15 protein-coding genes and 1 riboswitch are annotated in these 15,819 nt (G+C 65.3%); of the genes, 10 read left to right on the top strand and 5 right to left on the bottom strand.

The window, feature by feature from the left end:
• The first annotated feature begins 163 nt into the window (after positions 1–163).
• On the top strand, positions 164–1,600 hold the full coding sequence (locus GJV26_RS12075; RefSeq protein ID WP_155709023.1) for a tetratricopeptide repeat protein: 1,437 nt from the start codon (positions 164–166) through the stop codon (positions 1,598–1,600).
• Positions 1,601–1,604: 4 nt separating this feature from the next.
• Here GJV26_RS12075 and dapF read toward each other — a convergent pair whose 3' ends face one another.
• From dapF to GJV26_RS12060, 3 genes are read right to left on the bottom strand one after another with little or no spacing between them, the layout of a single operon-like run.
• The gene (gene dapF / locus GJV26_RS12070; RefSeq protein ID WP_155709022.1) at positions 1,605–2,468 is read right to left on the bottom strand and encodes a diaminopimelate epimerase; all 864 of its coding nucleotides are present in this window, start codon (positions 2,466–2,468) and stop codon (positions 1,605–1,607) included.
• On the bottom strand, positions 2,465–3,361 hold the full coding sequence (locus tag GJV26_RS12065) for an LpxL/LpxP family acyltransferase (protein WP_155709021.1): 897 nt from the start codon (positions 3,359–3,361) through the stop codon (positions 2,465–2,467). The genes dapF and GJV26_RS12065 overlap by 4 nt, the downstream gene beginning before the upstream one ends.
• Positions 3,358–4,254 (bottom strand): lysophospholipid acyltransferase family protein, encoded by an 897-nt coding sequence (locus GJV26_RS12060; RefSeq protein ID WP_155709020.1) that lies wholly within the window; start codon positions 4,252–4,254, stop codon positions 3,358–3,360. The genes GJV26_RS12065 and GJV26_RS12060 overlap by 4 nt, the downstream gene beginning before the upstream one ends.
• A gap of 191 nt (positions 4,255–4,445) precedes the next feature.
• Here GJV26_RS12060 and metK point away from each other — a divergent pair, with 191 nt between their 5' ends.
• From metK to metF, 4 genes are all read left to right on the top strand, one after another.
• Positions 4,446–5,615, top strand: coding sequence for a methionine adenosyltransferase (gene metK, locus GJV26_RS12055; RefSeq protein WP_155709019.1), 1,170 nt, complete (start codon positions 4,446–4,448; stop codon positions 5,613–5,615).
• Positions 5,616–5,741: 126 nt separating this feature from the next.
• Positions 5,742–5,814: riboswitch (S-adenosyl-L-homocysteine riboswitch) on the top strand.
• Between the two features lie 27 nt (positions 5,815–5,841).
• Entirely contained in the window at positions 5,842–7,257 is a 1,416-nt protein-coding gene (gene ahcY / locus GJV26_RS12050) for an adenosylhomocysteinase (protein ID WP_155709018.1), read from the top strand.
• 73 nt (positions 7,258–7,330) lie between these two features.
• A complete protein-coding gene (locus GJV26_RS12045) occupies positions 7,331–7,681 on the top strand; it encodes a phage holin family protein (RefSeq protein ID WP_155709017.1) in 351 nt (116 codons plus the stop codon).
• A complete protein-coding gene (gene metF / locus GJV26_RS12040; RefSeq protein WP_155709016.1) occupies positions 7,674–8,504 on the top strand; it encodes a methylenetetrahydrofolate reductase [NAD(P)H] in 831 nt (276 codons plus the stop codon). Before GJV26_RS12045 ends, metF begins: the two co-directional genes overlap by 8 nt.
• 132 nt (positions 8,505–8,636) lie before the next feature.
• On the opposite strand, the gene GJV26_RS12035 is transcribed toward metF, so the two are convergent.
• Positions 8,637–9,188, bottom strand: a complete 552-nt coding sequence (locus GJV26_RS12035; protein WP_229427926.1) for a 5-formyltetrahydrofolate cyclo-ligase — start codon at positions 9,186–9,188, stop codon at positions 8,637–8,639.
• 89 nt (positions 9,189–9,277) lie between these two features.
• Between GJV26_RS12035 and GJV26_RS12030 the strand changes: the two genes are divergently transcribed.
• Genes GJV26_RS12030 through GJV26_RS12015 form a run of 4 tightly spaced genes read left to right on the top strand, consistent with a single transcriptional unit; the run spans position 9,278 to position 13,954 of the window.
• The gene (locus tag GJV26_RS12030) at positions 9,278–11,278 is read left to right on the top strand and encodes a lytic transglycosylase domain-containing protein (RefSeq protein WP_155709014.1); all 2,001 of its coding nucleotides are present in this window, start codon (positions 9,278–9,280) and stop codon (positions 11,276–11,278) included.
• A 29-nt stretch (positions 11,279–11,307) separates the two neighbouring features.
• Positions 11,308–12,021 carry a glutathione S-transferase family protein gene (locus GJV26_RS12025; protein ID WP_155709013.1) on the top strand — a complete coding sequence of 238 codons (714 nt, stop codon included), beginning with the start codon at positions 11,308–11,310 and terminating at the stop codon, positions 12,019–12,021.
• Positions 12,018–13,280 carry a multifunctional CCA addition/repair protein gene (locus GJV26_RS12020; RefSeq protein ID WP_155709012.1) on the top strand — a complete coding sequence of 421 codons (1,263 nt, stop codon included), beginning with the start codon at positions 12,018–12,020 and terminating at the stop codon, positions 13,278–13,280. The genes GJV26_RS12025 and GJV26_RS12020 overlap by 4 nt, the downstream gene beginning before the upstream one ends.
• Entirely contained in the window at positions 13,280–13,954 is a 675-nt protein-coding gene (locus tag GJV26_RS12015) for a GNAT family N-acetyltransferase (RefSeq protein ID WP_155709011.1), read from the top strand. Before GJV26_RS12020 ends, GJV26_RS12015 begins: the two co-directional genes overlap by 1 nt.
• Positions 13,955–13,960: 6 nt before the next feature.
• Here GJV26_RS12015 and GJV26_RS12010 read toward each other — a convergent pair whose 3' ends face one another.
• Positions 13,961–14,488, bottom strand: a complete 528-nt coding sequence (locus tag GJV26_RS12010) for an Lrp/AsnC family transcriptional regulator (protein WP_137315692.1) — start codon at positions 14,486–14,488, stop codon at positions 13,961–13,963.
• 127 nt (positions 14,489–14,615) lie between these two features.
• Here GJV26_RS12010 and hppD point away from each other — a divergent pair, with 127 nt between their 5' ends.
• Positions 14,616–15,746, top strand: a complete 1,131-nt coding sequence (gene hppD, locus GJV26_RS12005) for a 4-hydroxyphenylpyruvate dioxygenase (RefSeq protein WP_155709010.1) — start codon at positions 14,616–14,618, stop codon at positions 15,744–15,746.
• Positions 15,747–15,819: the final 73 nt, after the last annotated feature.

Here is a 15,819-nt window from a genome sequence, read left to right as displayed (position 1 = left end):
ATCAAGCGAGTTCAACCTTGTTCAGGCAATGCAACAGTTTCGAGAATAAACTGTTCAGTTGCGTCAATACCGCATAACGAAAAAAAGCGCGAATAGTGGAAAGCCGGCAACTGCAAACTGCATTGCCGCCGGTTCCGCGATAACGCAGCTTCTGGAGACCGACATGGCCAATCGTGAAGAGCTGGCAGTGATCAGGGGTGCGCGGACGGGAGATGCCGCATGCCAGCTGAGACTGGGCAAGTTATACCTGGCGGGCGGCGCCGGCCTGCCATGCAGCCCGCCCACCGCGCTGCACTGGCTGGCCCGCGCGGCAGCCGCAGGCATCGACGAAGCGTGGCTGCTGATCGGTCGCCACATTCCCTTGCAATATGCGACCCACCACCGCGCCACGCTGCTGGACTGGTATGCGCGCGCCAGCGATGCCGGGATCGTCCAGGCCACGCTGACCCTGGGTCAGTTGTTGTTGCAGGAACCCGCCGTGACCCAGGCCGGCCTGCGCCAGCGCGCCCGCCGTGCGCTCGACGCGGCAGCGCATGCGGGTTGCGCCGAGGCGGGCACGCTGCTGGCGCGGCTACAGCCGGCCGCACCCGAGCTGCATCCGGCCCCGCATCCGGTCGCGCCAGATGGGCGCGGCGGTGCCGAACCGGCCATTGCCCTTGCCGAAGCGCTGCCGCTGGCACGCGCGCTGCTCGAGGAAGCGCCGGCCGATCCCGCAGCCTGGCCGGGGTCCGCCGCCAACGCCCGTCTGCTGGCGCGCTGCGCCGAAGCGCTGGCCGCCGCGGGGGATACCGGCGAGGCGCAGCGGATGCGCGAGCTGGCGGCCGCGGCGGGCGACCGCCATGCCCAGCTGGCGATGGGGTTGCAGCTGGCGCGCATCGATGCGGAAGGCGTGCGGCTGCCGCACGGCTGCCCGGCCAGTTTCAAGCGCGCGGTACGCTGGCTGACGCTGGCCGGCGAACAGGGCCTGGCCGAGGCATGGTTCGCGCTGTCGCGTATTTATGTCAAACCGGAGTTTTCACAGCGCTGCGTGGGCGAAGCGCAGGCATGCCTGGAGCGAGCCGCGGCGCTGGGGCATGGCGCCGCGCAGCTCGAGTGCGGACTGCAGGCATGGCGGATGCGCCGCAGTCATGAGAGCAACGACGTCAAGGCGCTGTACTGGCTGCAGAAGGCGGCGGCGCAACATTGCACGCAAGCCGCCGAGGTATTGGCGCGGATCGTGCCGGCGCCGGATGCATCCGGCTGGGCCGTGGCATTGCTGCCGTTGCTGACGCGGGAACTGGCCAGCAGCCAGCCGCTGCTGGCGGCGCGGATCGAACTGGCCGCGCTGTTCGGGCTGACGCGCGCCGAGGCGCTGTTGCTCGATGTGAAGGCGGCCGATCACGGCCATTGCCTGGTGATCGACATCCGCGCCAGTTACGGCCGGGGCCGGCGCCGGCTGGTGCTGGTGGAGACGGCCCGCCAGCGCCAGGCGCTGGACCGCATCGCGCGGGCTTTCGACCATGTCGACGGCAACCTGGAAGGCAATTACCGGCAGCGCCTGTACCGTTTCAAGACATGGCTGCAATCGGTCGAAGGCGGCCGGGCGCGGCTGGCCGCCTGATGCTTCAGAGGGTGATTTCGCCTTCGAACACGGTGACGGCGGGGCCGGTGAGGTACACCGGTTCGCCATCGCCGGCCCACGCGATCGACAGTTCGCCGCCGCGCGCATCCACGCGCACCGGCGAATCGAGCAAGCCGCGGCGGATGCCCGCCACGACGGCCGCGCAGGCGCCCGTACCGCAGGCCAGCGTCTCGCCGGCGCCGCGTTCGAACACGCGCAGGCGGATGTGCCGGCGGCTCACCACCTGCATGAAACCGGCGTTGACGCGCTTCGGAAAGTGGGCATGGTGCTCGATCAGCGGGCCGGTCAGTTCGACCGGCGCGGTGTCGGTATCGGCCACCACCTGCACGGCGTGCGGATTGCCCATCGACAGCACGGACACCGGCACGGTTTCCTTCTCGCCGGCCAGTTCCAGCACGAGCGGCCACAGCGTGTCGTCGCCTTCCGGCAGGCCCGCCAGGCCCTCGGTGTCGAACGGCACGAGGGCCGGATCGAACACGGGCGCACCCATGTCCACCGTGACGCTGCCATCATCTTCCAGGCGCGGCGCGATGATGCCCGACATCGTTTCGACAGCGATGCTGCGGCTTTGCGTAAGGCCTTTTTCGGCCACGAACCTGGCGAACGCGCGGGCGCCGTTGCCGCACTGTTCCACTTCGCCGCCATCGTTGTTGAAGATGCGGTAGCGGAAGTCGCAGCCCGGATTGGTCGGTTTCTCGACCACCAGCAGCTGGTCGGCGCCAATGCCGAAGCGGCGGTCCGCCAGCGCTTTCCACTGCGCGGTGGTGAAGTCGATCTGCTGGTTGATGGCGTCGATGACGATGAAGTCGTTGCCGGCGCCATGCATCTTGGTAAATTTGAGTTTCATCGCTTGTTCGAATAGAAGGACGGTTCGCCGTTCGGGCGGGTCTTGTAGCGCTTGTGGGTCCAGAAATATTCCGCCGGCGCCTCGCGCACGCGTTCCTCGATGAACTCGTTCATGCGGCGCGTGGCGGCAACCATGTCGGTACCGGGATAATTGTCCCACACCGGATAGAACTTGACGCGCCATCCTTGGTAATTCGGCAAAAAGGTCGCGATCACCGGCATGACCTGGGCACCGGTCGTGGCGGCGATGCGCGCGGTGGCCGTCAAGGTGGCGGCCGGCGTGCCGAAGAACGGCACGAACTCGGCATCCTTCTCGCCGAAGTCCATGTCCGGCAGCATGAAGTAGGGCAGGCGGTCGCGCAGCGCACGCAGGATCGGCTTGATGCCGTCCTGCCGCGTGAACAGCTTGACGGGCTTGAACCGGGCCCGGCCGGCACGCAGCACGGCATCGAACGCGGCGTTCTTTTGCTGCACGTACATCGACGACGCCGACGCTTCCATCGCGATCGAGGCACCGGCCACGTCCAGGCACACGAAATGCGGGCACAGCAGGATAGTCGGCTTCTCGGTCATCGCGGCCACCGGGATCTGGCCGGGCGGCATGCCTTCGCCGGTTTCGATCCGGATCAGGCGGCGCAGGCGTCTTTCCGATGCCCACCACAGGATCGCCCGGTCGAACACGCTGCGCGAATAGGCCTGGAAATGCCGGCGGGCCAGGGCGCGGCGCTGGTCTTCCGTGAGTTCGGGCATCGCCAGGCGCAGGTTGGTCAGCGCGATCTCGCGGCGCGGGCCCATGATGATGAACAGCAGGCTGCCGACGGCAGTGCCGAAGCGGCCCAGCACCGGCAGCGGCAGCCAGTGCAGCAGCCACATGAAGCCAAGCAGGATCTTCATGCGGCCTCCCCGGCGCCATTGCCGGCGCTGTTGCCCGGGCTGTTGCCGGTGCCTGCGCCGGGTGCCGCCACGCCGGGCGGTACCTTGTAGCGGTTGTAGCTCCAGTAATACTGCGCCGGGCAGCCGGCGATCAGCCCTTCCATCGCCGCGTTGATCGCGCGCGCCTGCTGCGCGTTGTCGCCTTCCAGCGAGCCGGGGAACGGCACGAAGTGGATCAGGAAGCCGCGCCCGCCCGGCAGCCGCTCGGCATAGGTCAGCACCACCGGTGCGTTGCCGCCCAGCCTGGCCATCTTGGCCGGCAAGGTCATCGTGTAGGCGGGGCGGCCGAAGAAATCGGCCCACACGCCTTCGCCTTCCTGGGGCACCTGGTCCGGCAGGATGCCGACCGGCTTGCCCGATTTCAGGAACTTGGCCAGCATCCGCACGCCGGCCAGGTTGGCCGGCGCCAGCACCATCTGGCCGCGGGCCCGTGCCACTTCGACGAGCGGCTTCATGGCCGCCTGCTTCGGCGGGCGATACATCACCATCAGTTCGGTATCGTGCGACACGCGCTGCGCGGTGATCTCGAAACAGCCCAGGTGTGGCGTCAGGAACACGATACCGCGGCCGGCGCGCAGGTGCGCTTCGACCAGCTCATAGTTTTTCAGGAAGACGCGCCGTGCGATCCGCTGTTCGGAGGCCAGCCAGACAAAGGGCAATTCGGCCACCGCCTTGCCGGCCTCGGCAATGGCCTGGCGCAGGTGCCCGTCATAGCCGGCGAGGGCCATGTTCTCGCGCATGCGGCGGCGGTACGACGGCGACAGAAGGTAAACGCCCCATCCCAGCAAGCTGCCCAATCCATGGAGCACCGGCAGTGGAAATATTGAAAAGAAACGGAAGATTCGTAACAGCATGAACTCGCAAAAAAGAAGTGTACCTGCGCAAAAATTTTTGAAGAAGCGTAAAATACCACGCAGCAGTAACCGCCGAGTTAACAGACAACTTGCGAGGCGGGATAAAAATATCGCTAAAGCGTCGCAAGCCGTATGGGTTGTTGCGACAGTTCTATCAATTTCAGTCTCTACAACTTTTACAGGAGCTTGCGATGTCTTCCATCGATTACCTCTTCACATCCGAATCCGTTTCCGAAGGCCACCCCGACAAGGTTGCGGACCAGATTTCCGACGCCATCCTCGATGCCATCCTGGCCCAGGACCCCGCTGCGCGTGTCGCCGCTGAAACGCTGTGCAACACCGGCCTCGTGGTGCTGGCGGGTGAGATCACCACCTTCGCGAACGTGGATTATATTCAGGTTGCCCGCGAAACCATCAAAAGCATCGGCTACGACAACACCGACTACGGCATAGACTACCGCGGCTGCGCCGTGCTGGTGGCCTATGACAAGCAGTCGCCGGACATCGCCCAGGGCGTGGACGAAGGCGCCGGCATCGACCTGGACCAGGGCGCCGGCGACCAGGGCCTGATGTTCGGTTATGCCTGCGACGAAACGCCGGAACTGATGCCGGCCGCGATCTACTACTCGCACCGCCTGGTGGAGCGCCAATCGCAGTTGCGCAAGGATGGCCGCCTGCCATGGCTGCGTCCGGATGCCAAGTCGCAAGTCACGCTGCGCTACGTCAACGGTCGCCCGGTGGCCGTGGACACCGTCGTGCTGTCCACCCAGCACGCGCCGGAAATGCAGCACAAGCAGATCGAGGAAGCGGTGATCGAAGAGATCATCCGCCCGGTGCTGCCGAAAGAGTGGCTGAAGGATACGAAATACCTGGTCAACCCGACCGGCCGCTTCGTCATCGGCGGCCCGCAGGGCGACTGCGGCCTGACCGGCCGCAAGATCATCGTCGACACGTACGGCGGCGCGGCGCCGCACGGCGGCGGCGCATTCTCCGGCAAGGACCCGTCCAAGGTCGACCGTTCGGCCGCCTACGCCGCCCGCTACGTGGCCAAGAACGTGGTGGCCGCCGGCCTGGCGCGCCAGTGCCAGGTGCAGGTGTCGTACGCGATCGGCGTGGCCCGCCCGATCAACATCACCGTGTACACGGAAGGCACCGGCGTGATCCCGGACGAGAAGATCGCCGAACTGGTGCAGGAACACTTCGACCTGCGCCCGAAAGGGATCGTGCAGATGCTGGACTTGCTCCGCCCGATCTACCGCAAGACGGCCGCCTACGGCCACTTCGGCCGCGAAGAGCCGGAATTCACGTGGGAGCGCACCGACAAGGCCGCCGCCCTGCGCGCCGCCGCCGGACTGTCCTGAAAAACTTTTCTAGAACCGGGGTCAGACCCCAAATTTAGGAAATATTTCCAAAAACTGGGGTCTGACCCCGGTTTTAGCCAACAAAAAACCGAAGCGATGCTTCGGTTTTTTGTTATAGAATGCCTGTTCTCCGAGGAGCGTTGCGACGGATCGTTCGAATCCGCCAGGCTCGGAACTTCTGCAACCGCGCTCACGTCAACTTTTTTCAACATTGAAAGGAGGCGTGATGAACGCCGTACTCAAAGACTCCCAAGACTTCATCGTTGCCGACATCGGCCTGGCCGCATGGGGCGAAAAAGAAATCAAGATCGCGGAAACGGAAATGCCTGGCCTGATGGCGATCCAGGAAGAATTCGCCGCCGCGCAGCCCCTCAAGGGCGCCCGCATCACCGGTTCGCTGCACATGACGATCCAGACCGCCGTGCTGATCCGCACGCTGGAAGCACTGGGTGCGCAGGTGCGCTGGGCTTCGTGCAACATCTACTCGACCCAGGACCACGCCGCCGCCGCGATCGCCGCGGCCGGTACTCCGGTGTTCGCCATCAAGGGCGAAACGCTGGATGAATACTGGGACTACACCCACCGCATCTTCGAATGGCCGGGCGAAGGCGTGTACTCGAACATGATCCTGGACGATGGCGGCGACGCCACGCTGTTGCTGCACCTGGGCGCGCGCGCCGAGCAGGATGCGTCGGTGCTGGACAATCCTGGCTCGGAAGAAGAAATCTGCCTGTTCAACGCGATCAAGGCCCGCCTGGCGAAGGATGCCACGTGGTATTCGAAGCGCCTGCCGGCCATCCTGGGCGTGACCGAGGAAACCACCACCGGCGTGCACCGCCTGTACCAGATGCACAAGGACGGCAAGCTGGCCTTCCCGGCAATCAACGTCAACGATTCCGTGACGAAATCGAAGTTCGACAACCTGTACGGCTGCCGCGAATCGCTGGTCGACGGCATCAAGCGCGCGACCGACGTGATGATCGCCGGTAAGGTGGCCGTGATCGCCGGCTACGGCGACGTGGGCAAGGGCTCGGCGCAGGCGATGCGCGCGCTGTCGGCCCAGGTGTGGGTCACCGAGATCGATCCGATCTGCGCGCTGCAGGCCGCGATGGAAGGCTACCGCGTCGTGACGATGGATTACGCCGCAGAACACGGCGACATCTTCGTCACCTGCACCGGCAATTACCACATCCTCACCGAACAGCACATGCTGAAGATGAAGGACCAGGCGATCGTCTGCAATATCGGTCACTTCGACAACGAGATCGATGTCGCGGCACTGAAGAAGTACCAGTGGGAAAACATCAAGCCGCAGGTCGATCACGTGATCTTCCCGGATGGCAAACGCATCATCCTGCTGGCCGAAGGCCGCCTGGTGAATTTGGGTTGCGGCACGGGCCACCCGTCCTACGTGATGAGCTCGTCGTTCGCGAACCAGACCATCGCCCAGATCGAACTGTTCCAGCACAAGGACAAGTACCCGGTCGGCGTCTACACGCTGCCGAAGCACCTGGACGAGAAAGTGGCCCGCCTGCAGCTGAAAAAGCTGAACGCGCAGCTGAGCGAGCTGACGGAAGAGCAGGCCGCCTACATCAACGTGAAGGTCGAAGGCCCGTACAAGCCGGAACACTACCGCTATTGATCGGTACGAAGGCCGGCGCAGCCGGCCTTTTTTTGCACCGCATTTTCAATTCATTTCGCTTTTAGGCTTATTCATGCGTTTGGTCCTGACCTGGATTATCAATGCCGCGGCCCTGTTCGCAGTGCCTTACCTGATGCATTCCGTCGACGTCACGAGCGTCGGCGCAGCCCTGATCGCGGCGCTCGTCCTGGGACTGGTGAATACGCTGATCCGCCCACTGCTGCTCCTGCTGACCCTGCCGGTAACGGTATTGTCGCTGGGCCTGTTCATTTTCATCGTCAACGGCTTCACGTTCTGGCTGGTATCGCAGTGGGTGAGCGGGTTCAACGTGACGAGTTTTTGGGCGGCGGTCGGCGGCGCATTGCTGTACAGCGTGATCTCCTGGGCCCTCTCTTCCCTGTTGTTGAAAGACGCCGATGGCTGACCATAATTTTAGTATCGAATTCTTTCCGCCGAAAACGGCGGAAGGCGCGGAAAAGCTGCGTGCCACGCGCGCCAAGCTGTCCGAGCTGCATCCCAAGTATTTTTCCGTAACGTTCGGCGCCGGCGGCACCACCCAGCGCGGCACGCTCGATACCGTGCTCGACATCCTGGCCGCCGGTGAGGAAGCCGCGCCGCACCTGTCGTGCGTGGGCGGCACGCGCGACTCGATCCGCGCCATCCTGGGCGAATACAAGTCGCACGGCATCAAGCGCCTCGTCGCGCTGCGCGGCGACCTGCCCAGCGGCTACGGCGCGGCCGGCGAGTTCCGCTATGCCAACGAGCTGGTGGAATTCATCCGCGCCGAAACGGGCGACTGGTTCCACATCGAAGTGGCCGCCTACCCGGAAGTGCATCCGCAGGCAAAATCGCCGCAGTCGGACCTGGACGCCTTCGTGCGCAAGGTGAACGCCGGCGCCGATGCCGCGATCACGCAGTATTTCTACAATGCCGACGCGTACTTCCAGTTCGTCGACGCGGCGCAGAAAGCCGGCGTTACCGTGCCGATCGTGGCGGGCATCATGCCGATCACGAACTACACGCAGCTGATGCGTTTTTCCGACATGTGCGGCGCCGAGATCCCGCGCTGGGTGCGGCTCAAGCTGGCCAGCTTCGGCGACGACACCGCGTCAATCAAGGCGTTCGGCCTCGACGTGGTGACCGGTCTGGGCGAGCGCCTGCTCGACGGCGGCGCCCCCGGCCTGCACTTCTACAGCATGAACCAGGCGGCCGCCACGACGGCGCTGTGGCAGCGGCTGGTGAAGTAAAAATCCGTCCCTGTTTTTGAATCAGCCGCGATCACGGCAGCGTTGTGACAGCAGCAGGAGAAGTGACAAAACCCGGGACAGACCTGGGGTTTCAGGAAATAGTTCCTGGAAACAGGGGTCTGTCCCGGGTTTCTAGCCCGCCTCGGTAATGATCCGGTCCAGCGCGATGTCGTGCCCGTCGCTGCCGAACTCGGCGGCAAGGCATGCGTAGGCGATGCCCACCGTGGCCGGCCGCGGCTGTTTTTCCAGCGTGCGGTCATAGAAGCCGCCGCCGTACCCCAGCCGGTAGCCGGCGGCATTGAAGCCCAGGCAGGGCACCAGCAGTGCCGGCGGATAAGGCTCGATGCGCAGTTCGGCGGGCACGGCGATGCCCATCGCATCTTTGACCAGCGGCTCGCCGATCGCCCACGCGGCGAAGTCGAGCGGCGCATCGCGCTGCAGCACGACCGGCAGCAGCAGCCGCACGCCCAGCCGCGCCAGCTCGGCGTAGGCGGGGTGCAGGTCCGGCTCGTCGCGCAGCGGCCAGTAGACGCCGAGCGCATCCACCCGCGCGTCGTGCCACCATTCGACGATGTGCCGGCAGATGCCGGCATCCCATTGCGCGCGCGTTTCCGCCGGCAGGTTGCGGCGTGCCGCCAACAGTTGCTTGCGCAATGCGGCCTTGCCGGCCGCGGCCGTCGGCACGCTTGCGGGTGGTAGCCCTTCAGTCAGGCGTGTTATTCTAGGATCGCTGGTCATGTCACTTTTTGAGAGCCGTTTCTGAGAGCCGCATCTTGATTTTCCCGTCGAAATGGATAGCCGGCGCACTGCTCGCGATTTCCTGCGCCATCACGCCGCTCGCGATCCCGCAGGACCTGGGCGACAGCCGCAAGGAGGACGATGCGTTCCTGCTGCTGCGCGATTCCGTGCGCCGCAACGATGCCGCGAAGGCCGAGTTCTACGCCGCGCGCCTCGCCGACTACGCCATTCCTTCGTACGTCGACTATTATCGGCTCAAATCCCGTTTCACTGCCGCCAGCACGGCGGAGATCCTGGGCTTCCTGCAGCGCCACGAAGGCAGCGCGATCGCCGATCGCCTGCGCAACGACTGGCTGCTCGAACTGGGCCGCAGGGGCGACTGGGCGATGTTCGACCAGCAATTTCCCTTGTTCGTGCTGAAGGACGATACCCAGGTCAAGTGCTATGGCCTGCTGTCGCGCCTGTCGAAAGGCGAAAACGTGGCCGCCGAAGCGCGGGCGTTGCTGATCTATCCGCCGTATTACGGCGATGGCTGCACCGCGCTGGTCGCGTCGCTGGCGCAGACCGGCCAGTTCACCCAGGATGACCTGTGGGCGCAGGTGCGCCTGGCCGGCGAAACGAATGCCACCGGGCCGGCGCGCCGCACGATCATGCTGCTCAACGGCTCCGACAAGAAAATCGCCCAGGCGATCGACGTGCCGGCCGTGGTGCTGGCCAAGGGCGTCGGCGGCACCAAGGCCGACCGCGAAGTGTTCCTGGTTGCATTGGGCCGCGCCGCGCGCACCAGCATCAAGCTGTCGGTGCTGGCGCTGCAGAAGGCGCTGCCGCAGCTCACTGCGCAGGAACAGGCGATCGGCTGGGCCAACATCGCGTTGCCCGCGTCCTATGTGGTGGCGCCGGAAACGTCCGAGTACTGGCGCCGTGCCAACGGCGCGCCCCTGTCGATCGACCAGCACCAGTGGCGCACCCGCTACGCGCTGCGCGACGGCAACTGGCAGCAGGTGCGCGACTACATTGCCGCGATGCCGCCGCAACTGCGGCAGGATCCCACCTGGGTGTACTGGCAGGCCCGCACCGCGGTCGCGCTGGCCGGCGGCATGACGCCGGAAGCGCAGTTCCTGTACCAGAGCATCGCCGACCGCGAGGATTACTACGGCCTGCTGGCCGCCGAGGAACTGGGCCGCACGGTCAGCATTCCGGCGCCCGGCGCACCGGTGACGGCGGCCGAAATCGCCGCGATCGCCGCCAACCCGGGCATCCGCCGCGCGTTGAAGTTCTTCGACATGCGGCTGCGCTTCGAAGGCATGCGCGAATGGAACTGGGAAGTGCGCCACCTGTCGGACCGCGAACTGATCGCCGTGGCCGAATATGCGCGCCAGCACCATATCCTCGATCGCATGGTGTACACGTCCGAACGCACCCGCGCGCTGGCCGACTACACCCACCGCTACCCGGCGCCGCACGATGAAATCATGCGGCCCACCACCAGCACCCTCGGCCTCGACCGCGCCTGGGTGTATGGCCTGATTCGCCAGGAATCGCGCTTCGTGATGAACGCCCAGTCGAGCGCCGGCGCGTCCGGCCTGATGCAGGTGATGCCGTCCACCGGGCGCTGGGTCGCCAACAAGATCGGCCTGACGAATTTCGTGCAGGACATGCTGACGGACGTGCGCACCAACATCCTGCTGGGGGCCAACTACATGAACATGGTCCTGGGCAGCATGGATGGCTCGCAGGTACTGGCCACCGCCGCCTACAACGCCGGCCCGGGCCGGCTGCGCGCCTGGCGCTCGGCGCTGAACAAGCCGATGGACGCCACCGTGTTCATCGAGTCGATTCCGTATTCGGAAACCCGCGGCTACGTGAAGAACGTGATGACCAACGCCACCTACTATGCGGCGCTGTTCGAAGGCCGGCCGCAATCGATGAAGGCGCGCCTGGGCATCGTCACGCCGAAGGGCTATTCCGACAGCGAATTGCGCGAGAAGGGGCCGCGCGAGCAGGCACCGCAGCAGACCAGTTTCTCGAGCCGCTGATCCGGCGCGCTCCCATTACCTTTTCACCCATGCAAACGATCGATCTCGACCCTACCCTGAGCCAGACCCTGGCCGCCGCCCGCGAGCCGGGCCTTACCCTCGTCATCGGCAACAAGAATCTTTCTTCCTGGTCGATGCGGCCCTGGGTGGCAATGACCGCCTTCGGCATTCCGTTCACCGAGGTGCGCGTGAAGCTCGACCTGCCGGGCACTTCCGGCAATATCGCCCGCTACACGCACAGCGGCCGCGTGCCCGTGCTGCTGGCCGGCGACATGACGATCTGGGACAGCCTGGCGATCTGCGAATACCTGGCCGAGCAGTTCCCCGACAAGCACCTGTGGCCGCAGGACGTGGCGGCGCGCGCCACGGCGCGTTCCATTTGCGCCGAAATGCACTCGAGCTTCGCGAGCCTGCGCAGCACGCTGCCGATGAACATCACCGCCCGCCTGCCGGGCCAGGGCCGCACCCCGGACACGCAGGCCGATATCGGCCGCGTCAGCGAAATCTGGGAAGAGTGCCTGTGCCGCTTCGGCCACAACGAGTACCTGTTCGGCGACTTTTCGCTGGCGGACGCGTTCTTCGCGCCGGTCGTCACGCGCTTCAACACCTATGGCGTGGCGCTGCCGCCGGCATTGTCGGCCTATTGCGAACGGATCACGCGGCATCCCGCCGTGGCGCGCTGGATCGAGGAGGCGCATGCAGAAGTGAGCAACAGCGCGGACGAAGGCGCGGACGGCGAATGAAGACTTTCGTCGTTGGCGGTGCCGTCCGCGACACGCTGCTGGGACTGCCCGTCAAGGACCATGACCACGTGGTCGTCGGCGCCACGCCGGAACAGATGGTGCGGCAGGGCTTTCGCGCCGTGGGCAAGGATTTTCCGGTATTCCTGCACCCGGACACGCACGAGGAATACGCGCTGGCCCGCACCGAGCGCAAGACCGCGCCCGGCTACACGGGCTTCGTGTTCCACACGGCGCCCGACGTGACGCTGGAGCAGGACCTGGTGCGCCGCGACCTGACGATCAACGCCATCGCCCGCGCCGAAGACGGCACGCTGACCGATCCGTTCGACGGCCAGGGCGACATCGCCCGCCGCGTGTTCCGGCACGTTTCCGATGCGTTTGCCGAAGACCCGGTGCGCATCCTGCGCGTGGCCCGCTTCGCCGCCCGCTATGCCGATTTCATGGTGGCGCCCGAAACCAACGCGCTGATGCGCCGGATGGTCGATGAGGGCGAAGTCGATGCGCTGGTGCCCGAGCGCGTGTGGCAGGAACTGTCGCGCGGCCTGATGGAAAGGCGGCCGTCGCGCATGCTGCAGGTGCTGCGCGATTGCGGCGCGCTGGCCCGTATCGTGCCGGAACTGGACCGCCTGTGGGGCGTGCCGCAGCCGGAGCAGTGGCACCCGGAAATCGATACCGGCATCCACATGGAACAAGTGGCCGACTACGCGGCCGCACAGGGCTACGACCTGCCGGTGCGCTTCGCCGCGCTGCTGCACGACCTGGGCAAGGGCGCCACGCCGCCCGACAGGTGGCCGGCCCATCACGGCCACGAAGGCCTCGGCGCCGCACTGGTCAAGGATGTCTGCGCGCGGCTGAAGGTGCCGACCGAATGCCGCGACCTGGCCGTGCTGGCGGCGCGCGAACACGGCAATGTAAGCCGGGCGCTGGAGCTGCGCTGCAACACGATTGTCAAGCTGTTCGAACGCAGCGACGGTTTCCGCAAGCCGGCGCGCTTCGTCCAGCTGCTGCAGGTGTCGGAATGCGATGCCCGCGGCCGCGAGGGCGCCGCCCGCTCGTTCCGCGACGCGCCGTTCCCGCAGCGTGATTACCTGGAGCGGGCGCTGGCCGCCGCGCGCGGCATCAATGCGGGCGAGATCGCGCTGGCCTGTGGCGATCAGCCCGGGCGCATTCCGGACATGGTGCGCGAAGCCCGCGTGCGCGCGGTACGCCAGGCACTGGCCCGGCACGACGAACCGGACGACCCGGGCGGGGAGGGCTGATGCCCCGCCTGAACCTGTTCCGCAACCCGCTGCACAAGTGGCTGGGCCGCCCCGAGCCGCGGCCGACGATTCCCATCAAGGAACTGCGCGAACGGGACCGCCGCCGCATGGTGCGCCACTTCCTGCAGATCGAAGGGCGCGACCGGCTGCTGCGCTTCGGCTCGCACCTGTCGGACGAGCAGGTGACGAAATACGTCGACAGCATCGACTTCGGGCGCGACATCGTGTTCGGCGTCTACAACCGCGTGTTCCGCCTCGTTGCCGTGGGGCACCTGGGATTCGCGGAGCGGCAGCCGGAAAAGGATGGCATGACGGAGAAGGACCGCGTGGCAGAATTCGGCGTCTCGGTATTGAAATCGGCGCGCGGGCTGGGCATCGGCTCGAAGCTGTTCGAGCGCGCCGCGATCGTGTGCCGCAACCACGATGTCGACACGCTGACAATGCACTGCCTGTCGTCGAACCAGATCATGATGCACATCGCGAAGAAGGCGGGGATGGAAATCCACCGCGACTACGGCGAGGCGGATGCCTACCTGAAGCTGGGCCCGGCCGATCCTTCCAGCGTGCTGCAGGAAGCGATGCAGGAGCAGCTGGCCACGATCGATTACGCCTTGAAGGCCAATGTGCGGCGCGCCGTCAAGCTGCTCGACCTGCTGCCGCGGCGAAAGAAGTAAAATCAGTCAAACGAGCGGCAGGGCCGTCGTATCTTTTATGCGCTGCAGCGCGAAGCTCGATTTCACGTCCAGCACGGCCGGGTGCCGCAGCAGCGTGGCCATCATGAAGCGCGAGAAGTGGTCCATGTCTTCCACGTGCACGCGCAGCAGGTAATCCATCTCGCCCGTCATCGCATAGCAGGCGACCACTTCCGGCCAGCCCTCGACCGCCACGGCGAAATCCTCGCGCGGCGATACCGTGCCCGGCAAGGCGCCCAGGGCCCTGGCCGTGCTGTGCGCCACGGCGGCGGCGTCGCTGTGCTTTTCCAGCCGCACGTTGACATAGGCCAGCAGGCCCAGGCCGATCTTGTCCGGATCGAGCAGGGCCACGTACTGGCGGATCACGCCTTCCTCTTCCAGTCGCTTGATGCGGCGCAGGCATGGCGACGGCGACAGGCTGACCTGCTCGGCCACGTCCTGGTTCGACAGGCGGCCATCCTCCTGCAGGATGGAAAGAATTTTCCGGTCTGTCTTGTCCAGCGCGATCTTCGTCATCAAATCTCCATAAATGTCCTGTCGACGCAATATTATTGCTCAAAATCCGCAAGGTCGGGACAGGTTGGCAATTTAATTCTCCGCCTCGAAGCCTATACTTTTCGCTATTCGAACAAGGAGACAAGCAATGCAATTCACCCCCTGGGACAACCCGATGGGAACCGACGGATTCGAATTCGTCGAGTTCGCCGCCCCCGATCCAAAGGCGCTCGGCAAGCTGTTCGAGAACATGGGTTTCACGGCGATCGCGCGCCACCGCACCAAGGATGTCACGCTGTACCGCCAGGGCGAGATCAATTTCATCATCAATGCCGAGCAGCACTCGTTCGCGCAGCGTTTCGCGCGCCAGCACGGCCCGTCGGTGTGCGCGATCGCGATCCGCGTCGACGACGCCGCCCATGTCTACAACAAGGCGCTGGAAATGGGCGCCTGGGGCTTCGACAACAAGACCGGGCCGATGGAACTGAACATTCCCGCCATCAAGGGCGTGGGTGATTCGCTGCTGTACCTCGTCGACCGCTGGCGCGGCAAGAACACCGCCAAGGGCCAGGCGCCCGGCAGCATCGGCGACATCAGCATCTATGATGCCGACTTCGTGGCGATCCCGGGCGTCGACCCGAACCCGGTCGGCAACGGCCTCACGTATATCGATCACCTCACGCACAACGTCTACCGCGGCCGCATGGCCGAGTGGGCCGGTTTCTACGAACGGCTGTTCAACTTCCGCGAAATCCGCTACTTCGACATCGCCGGCAAGCTGACGGGCCTGAAGTCGAAGGCGATGACTTCGCCATGCGGCAAGATCCGCATTCCCATCAACGAATCGTCGGACGACAAGTCGCAGATCGCCGAATACCTGAACGAATACCATGGCGAAGGCATCCAGCACATCGCGCTGGGCACCGACGACATCTACCGCTCGATCCAGGGAATGCGCGACAGCGGTATCGCATTCCAGGATACGATCGAAACGTACTACGAGCTGGTGAACCGGCGCCTGCCGAACCATGGCGAAAACCTCGATGAGCTGCGCCGCCTGCGCATCCTGGTCGACGGGCAGGCCAACAGCGAGCACGGGCGCGAACTGCTGCTGCAGATCTTCACGCAGAACGTGATCGGGCCGATCTTCTTCGAGATCATCCAGCGCAAGGGCGACCAGGGCTTTGGCGAAGGCAACTTCCGCGCGCTGTTCGAGTCGATCGAGCTGGACCAGATCCGGCGCGGCGTGCTGGAGGACAAGCCAACGACACCGGCATAAGCACAGGCACAGATCAGTTCGGCGACACAATGCAAAGCCGGCAGCGCCCCGTCAGAGGGCGCGCCGGCTTGAA

This window comes from Pseudoduganella dura, assembly GCF_009727155.1.
Lineage (GTDB): Bacteria > Pseudomonadota > Gammaproteobacteria > Burkholderiales > Burkholderiaceae_D > Rugamonas > Rugamonas dura.
The sequence above is the reverse complement of the archived record's forward strand: the minus strand, read 5'-3'. Positions and strand labels throughout refer to the sequence as shown.

Bases quoted from the DNA above. Each gene is read 5' to 3' on its own strand.
- dapF (WP_155709022.1), bottom strand. From the start codon at position 2,468: ATGAAACTCAAATTTACCAAGATGCATGGCGCCGGCAACGACTTCATC.
- ahcY (WP_155709018.1), top strand. From the start codon at position 5,842: ATGAACGCCGTACTCAAAGACTCCCAAGACTTCATCGTTGCCGACATC.
- GJV26_RS12025 (WP_155709013.1), top strand. From the start codon at position 11,308: ATGCAAACGATCGATCTCGACCCTACCCTGAGCCAGACCCTGGCCGCC.
- GJV26_RS12010 (WP_137315692.1), bottom strand. From the start codon at position 14,488: ATGACGAAGATCGCGCTGGACAAGACAGACCGGAAAATTCTTTCCATC.
- metF (WP_155709016.1), top strand. From the start codon at position 7,674: ATGGCTGACCATAATTTTAGTATCGAATTCTTTCCGCCGAAAACGGCG.
- GJV26_RS12075 (WP_155709023.1), top strand. From the start codon at position 164: ATGGCCAATCGTGAAGAGCTGGCAGTGATCAGGGGTGCGCGGACGGGA.
- GJV26_RS12060 (WP_155709020.1), bottom strand. From the start codon at position 4,254: ATGCTGTTACGAATCTTCCGTTTCTTTTCAATATTTCCACTGCCGGTG.
- GJV26_RS12065 (WP_155709021.1), bottom strand. From the start codon at position 3,361: ATGAAGATCCTGCTTGGCTTCATGTGGCTGCTGCACTGGCTGCCGCTG.
- metK (WP_155709019.1), top strand. From the start codon at position 4,446: ATGTCTTCCATCGATTACCTCTTCACATCCGAATCCGTTTCCGAAGGC.
- hppD (WP_155709010.1), top strand. From the start codon at position 14,616: ATGCAATTCACCCCCTGGGACAACCCGATGGGAACCGACGGATTCGAA.
- GJV26_RS12015 (WP_155709011.1), top strand. From the start codon at position 13,280: ATGCCCCGCCTGAACCTGTTCCGCAACCCGCTGCACAAGTGGCTGGGC.
- GJV26_RS12045 (WP_155709017.1), top strand. From the start codon at position 7,331: ATGCGTTTGGTCCTGACCTGGATTATCAATGCCGCGGCCCTGTTCGCA.
- GJV26_RS12020 (WP_155709012.1), top strand. From the start codon at position 12,018: ATGAAGACTTTCGTCGTTGGCGGTGCCGTCCGCGACACGCTGCTGGGA.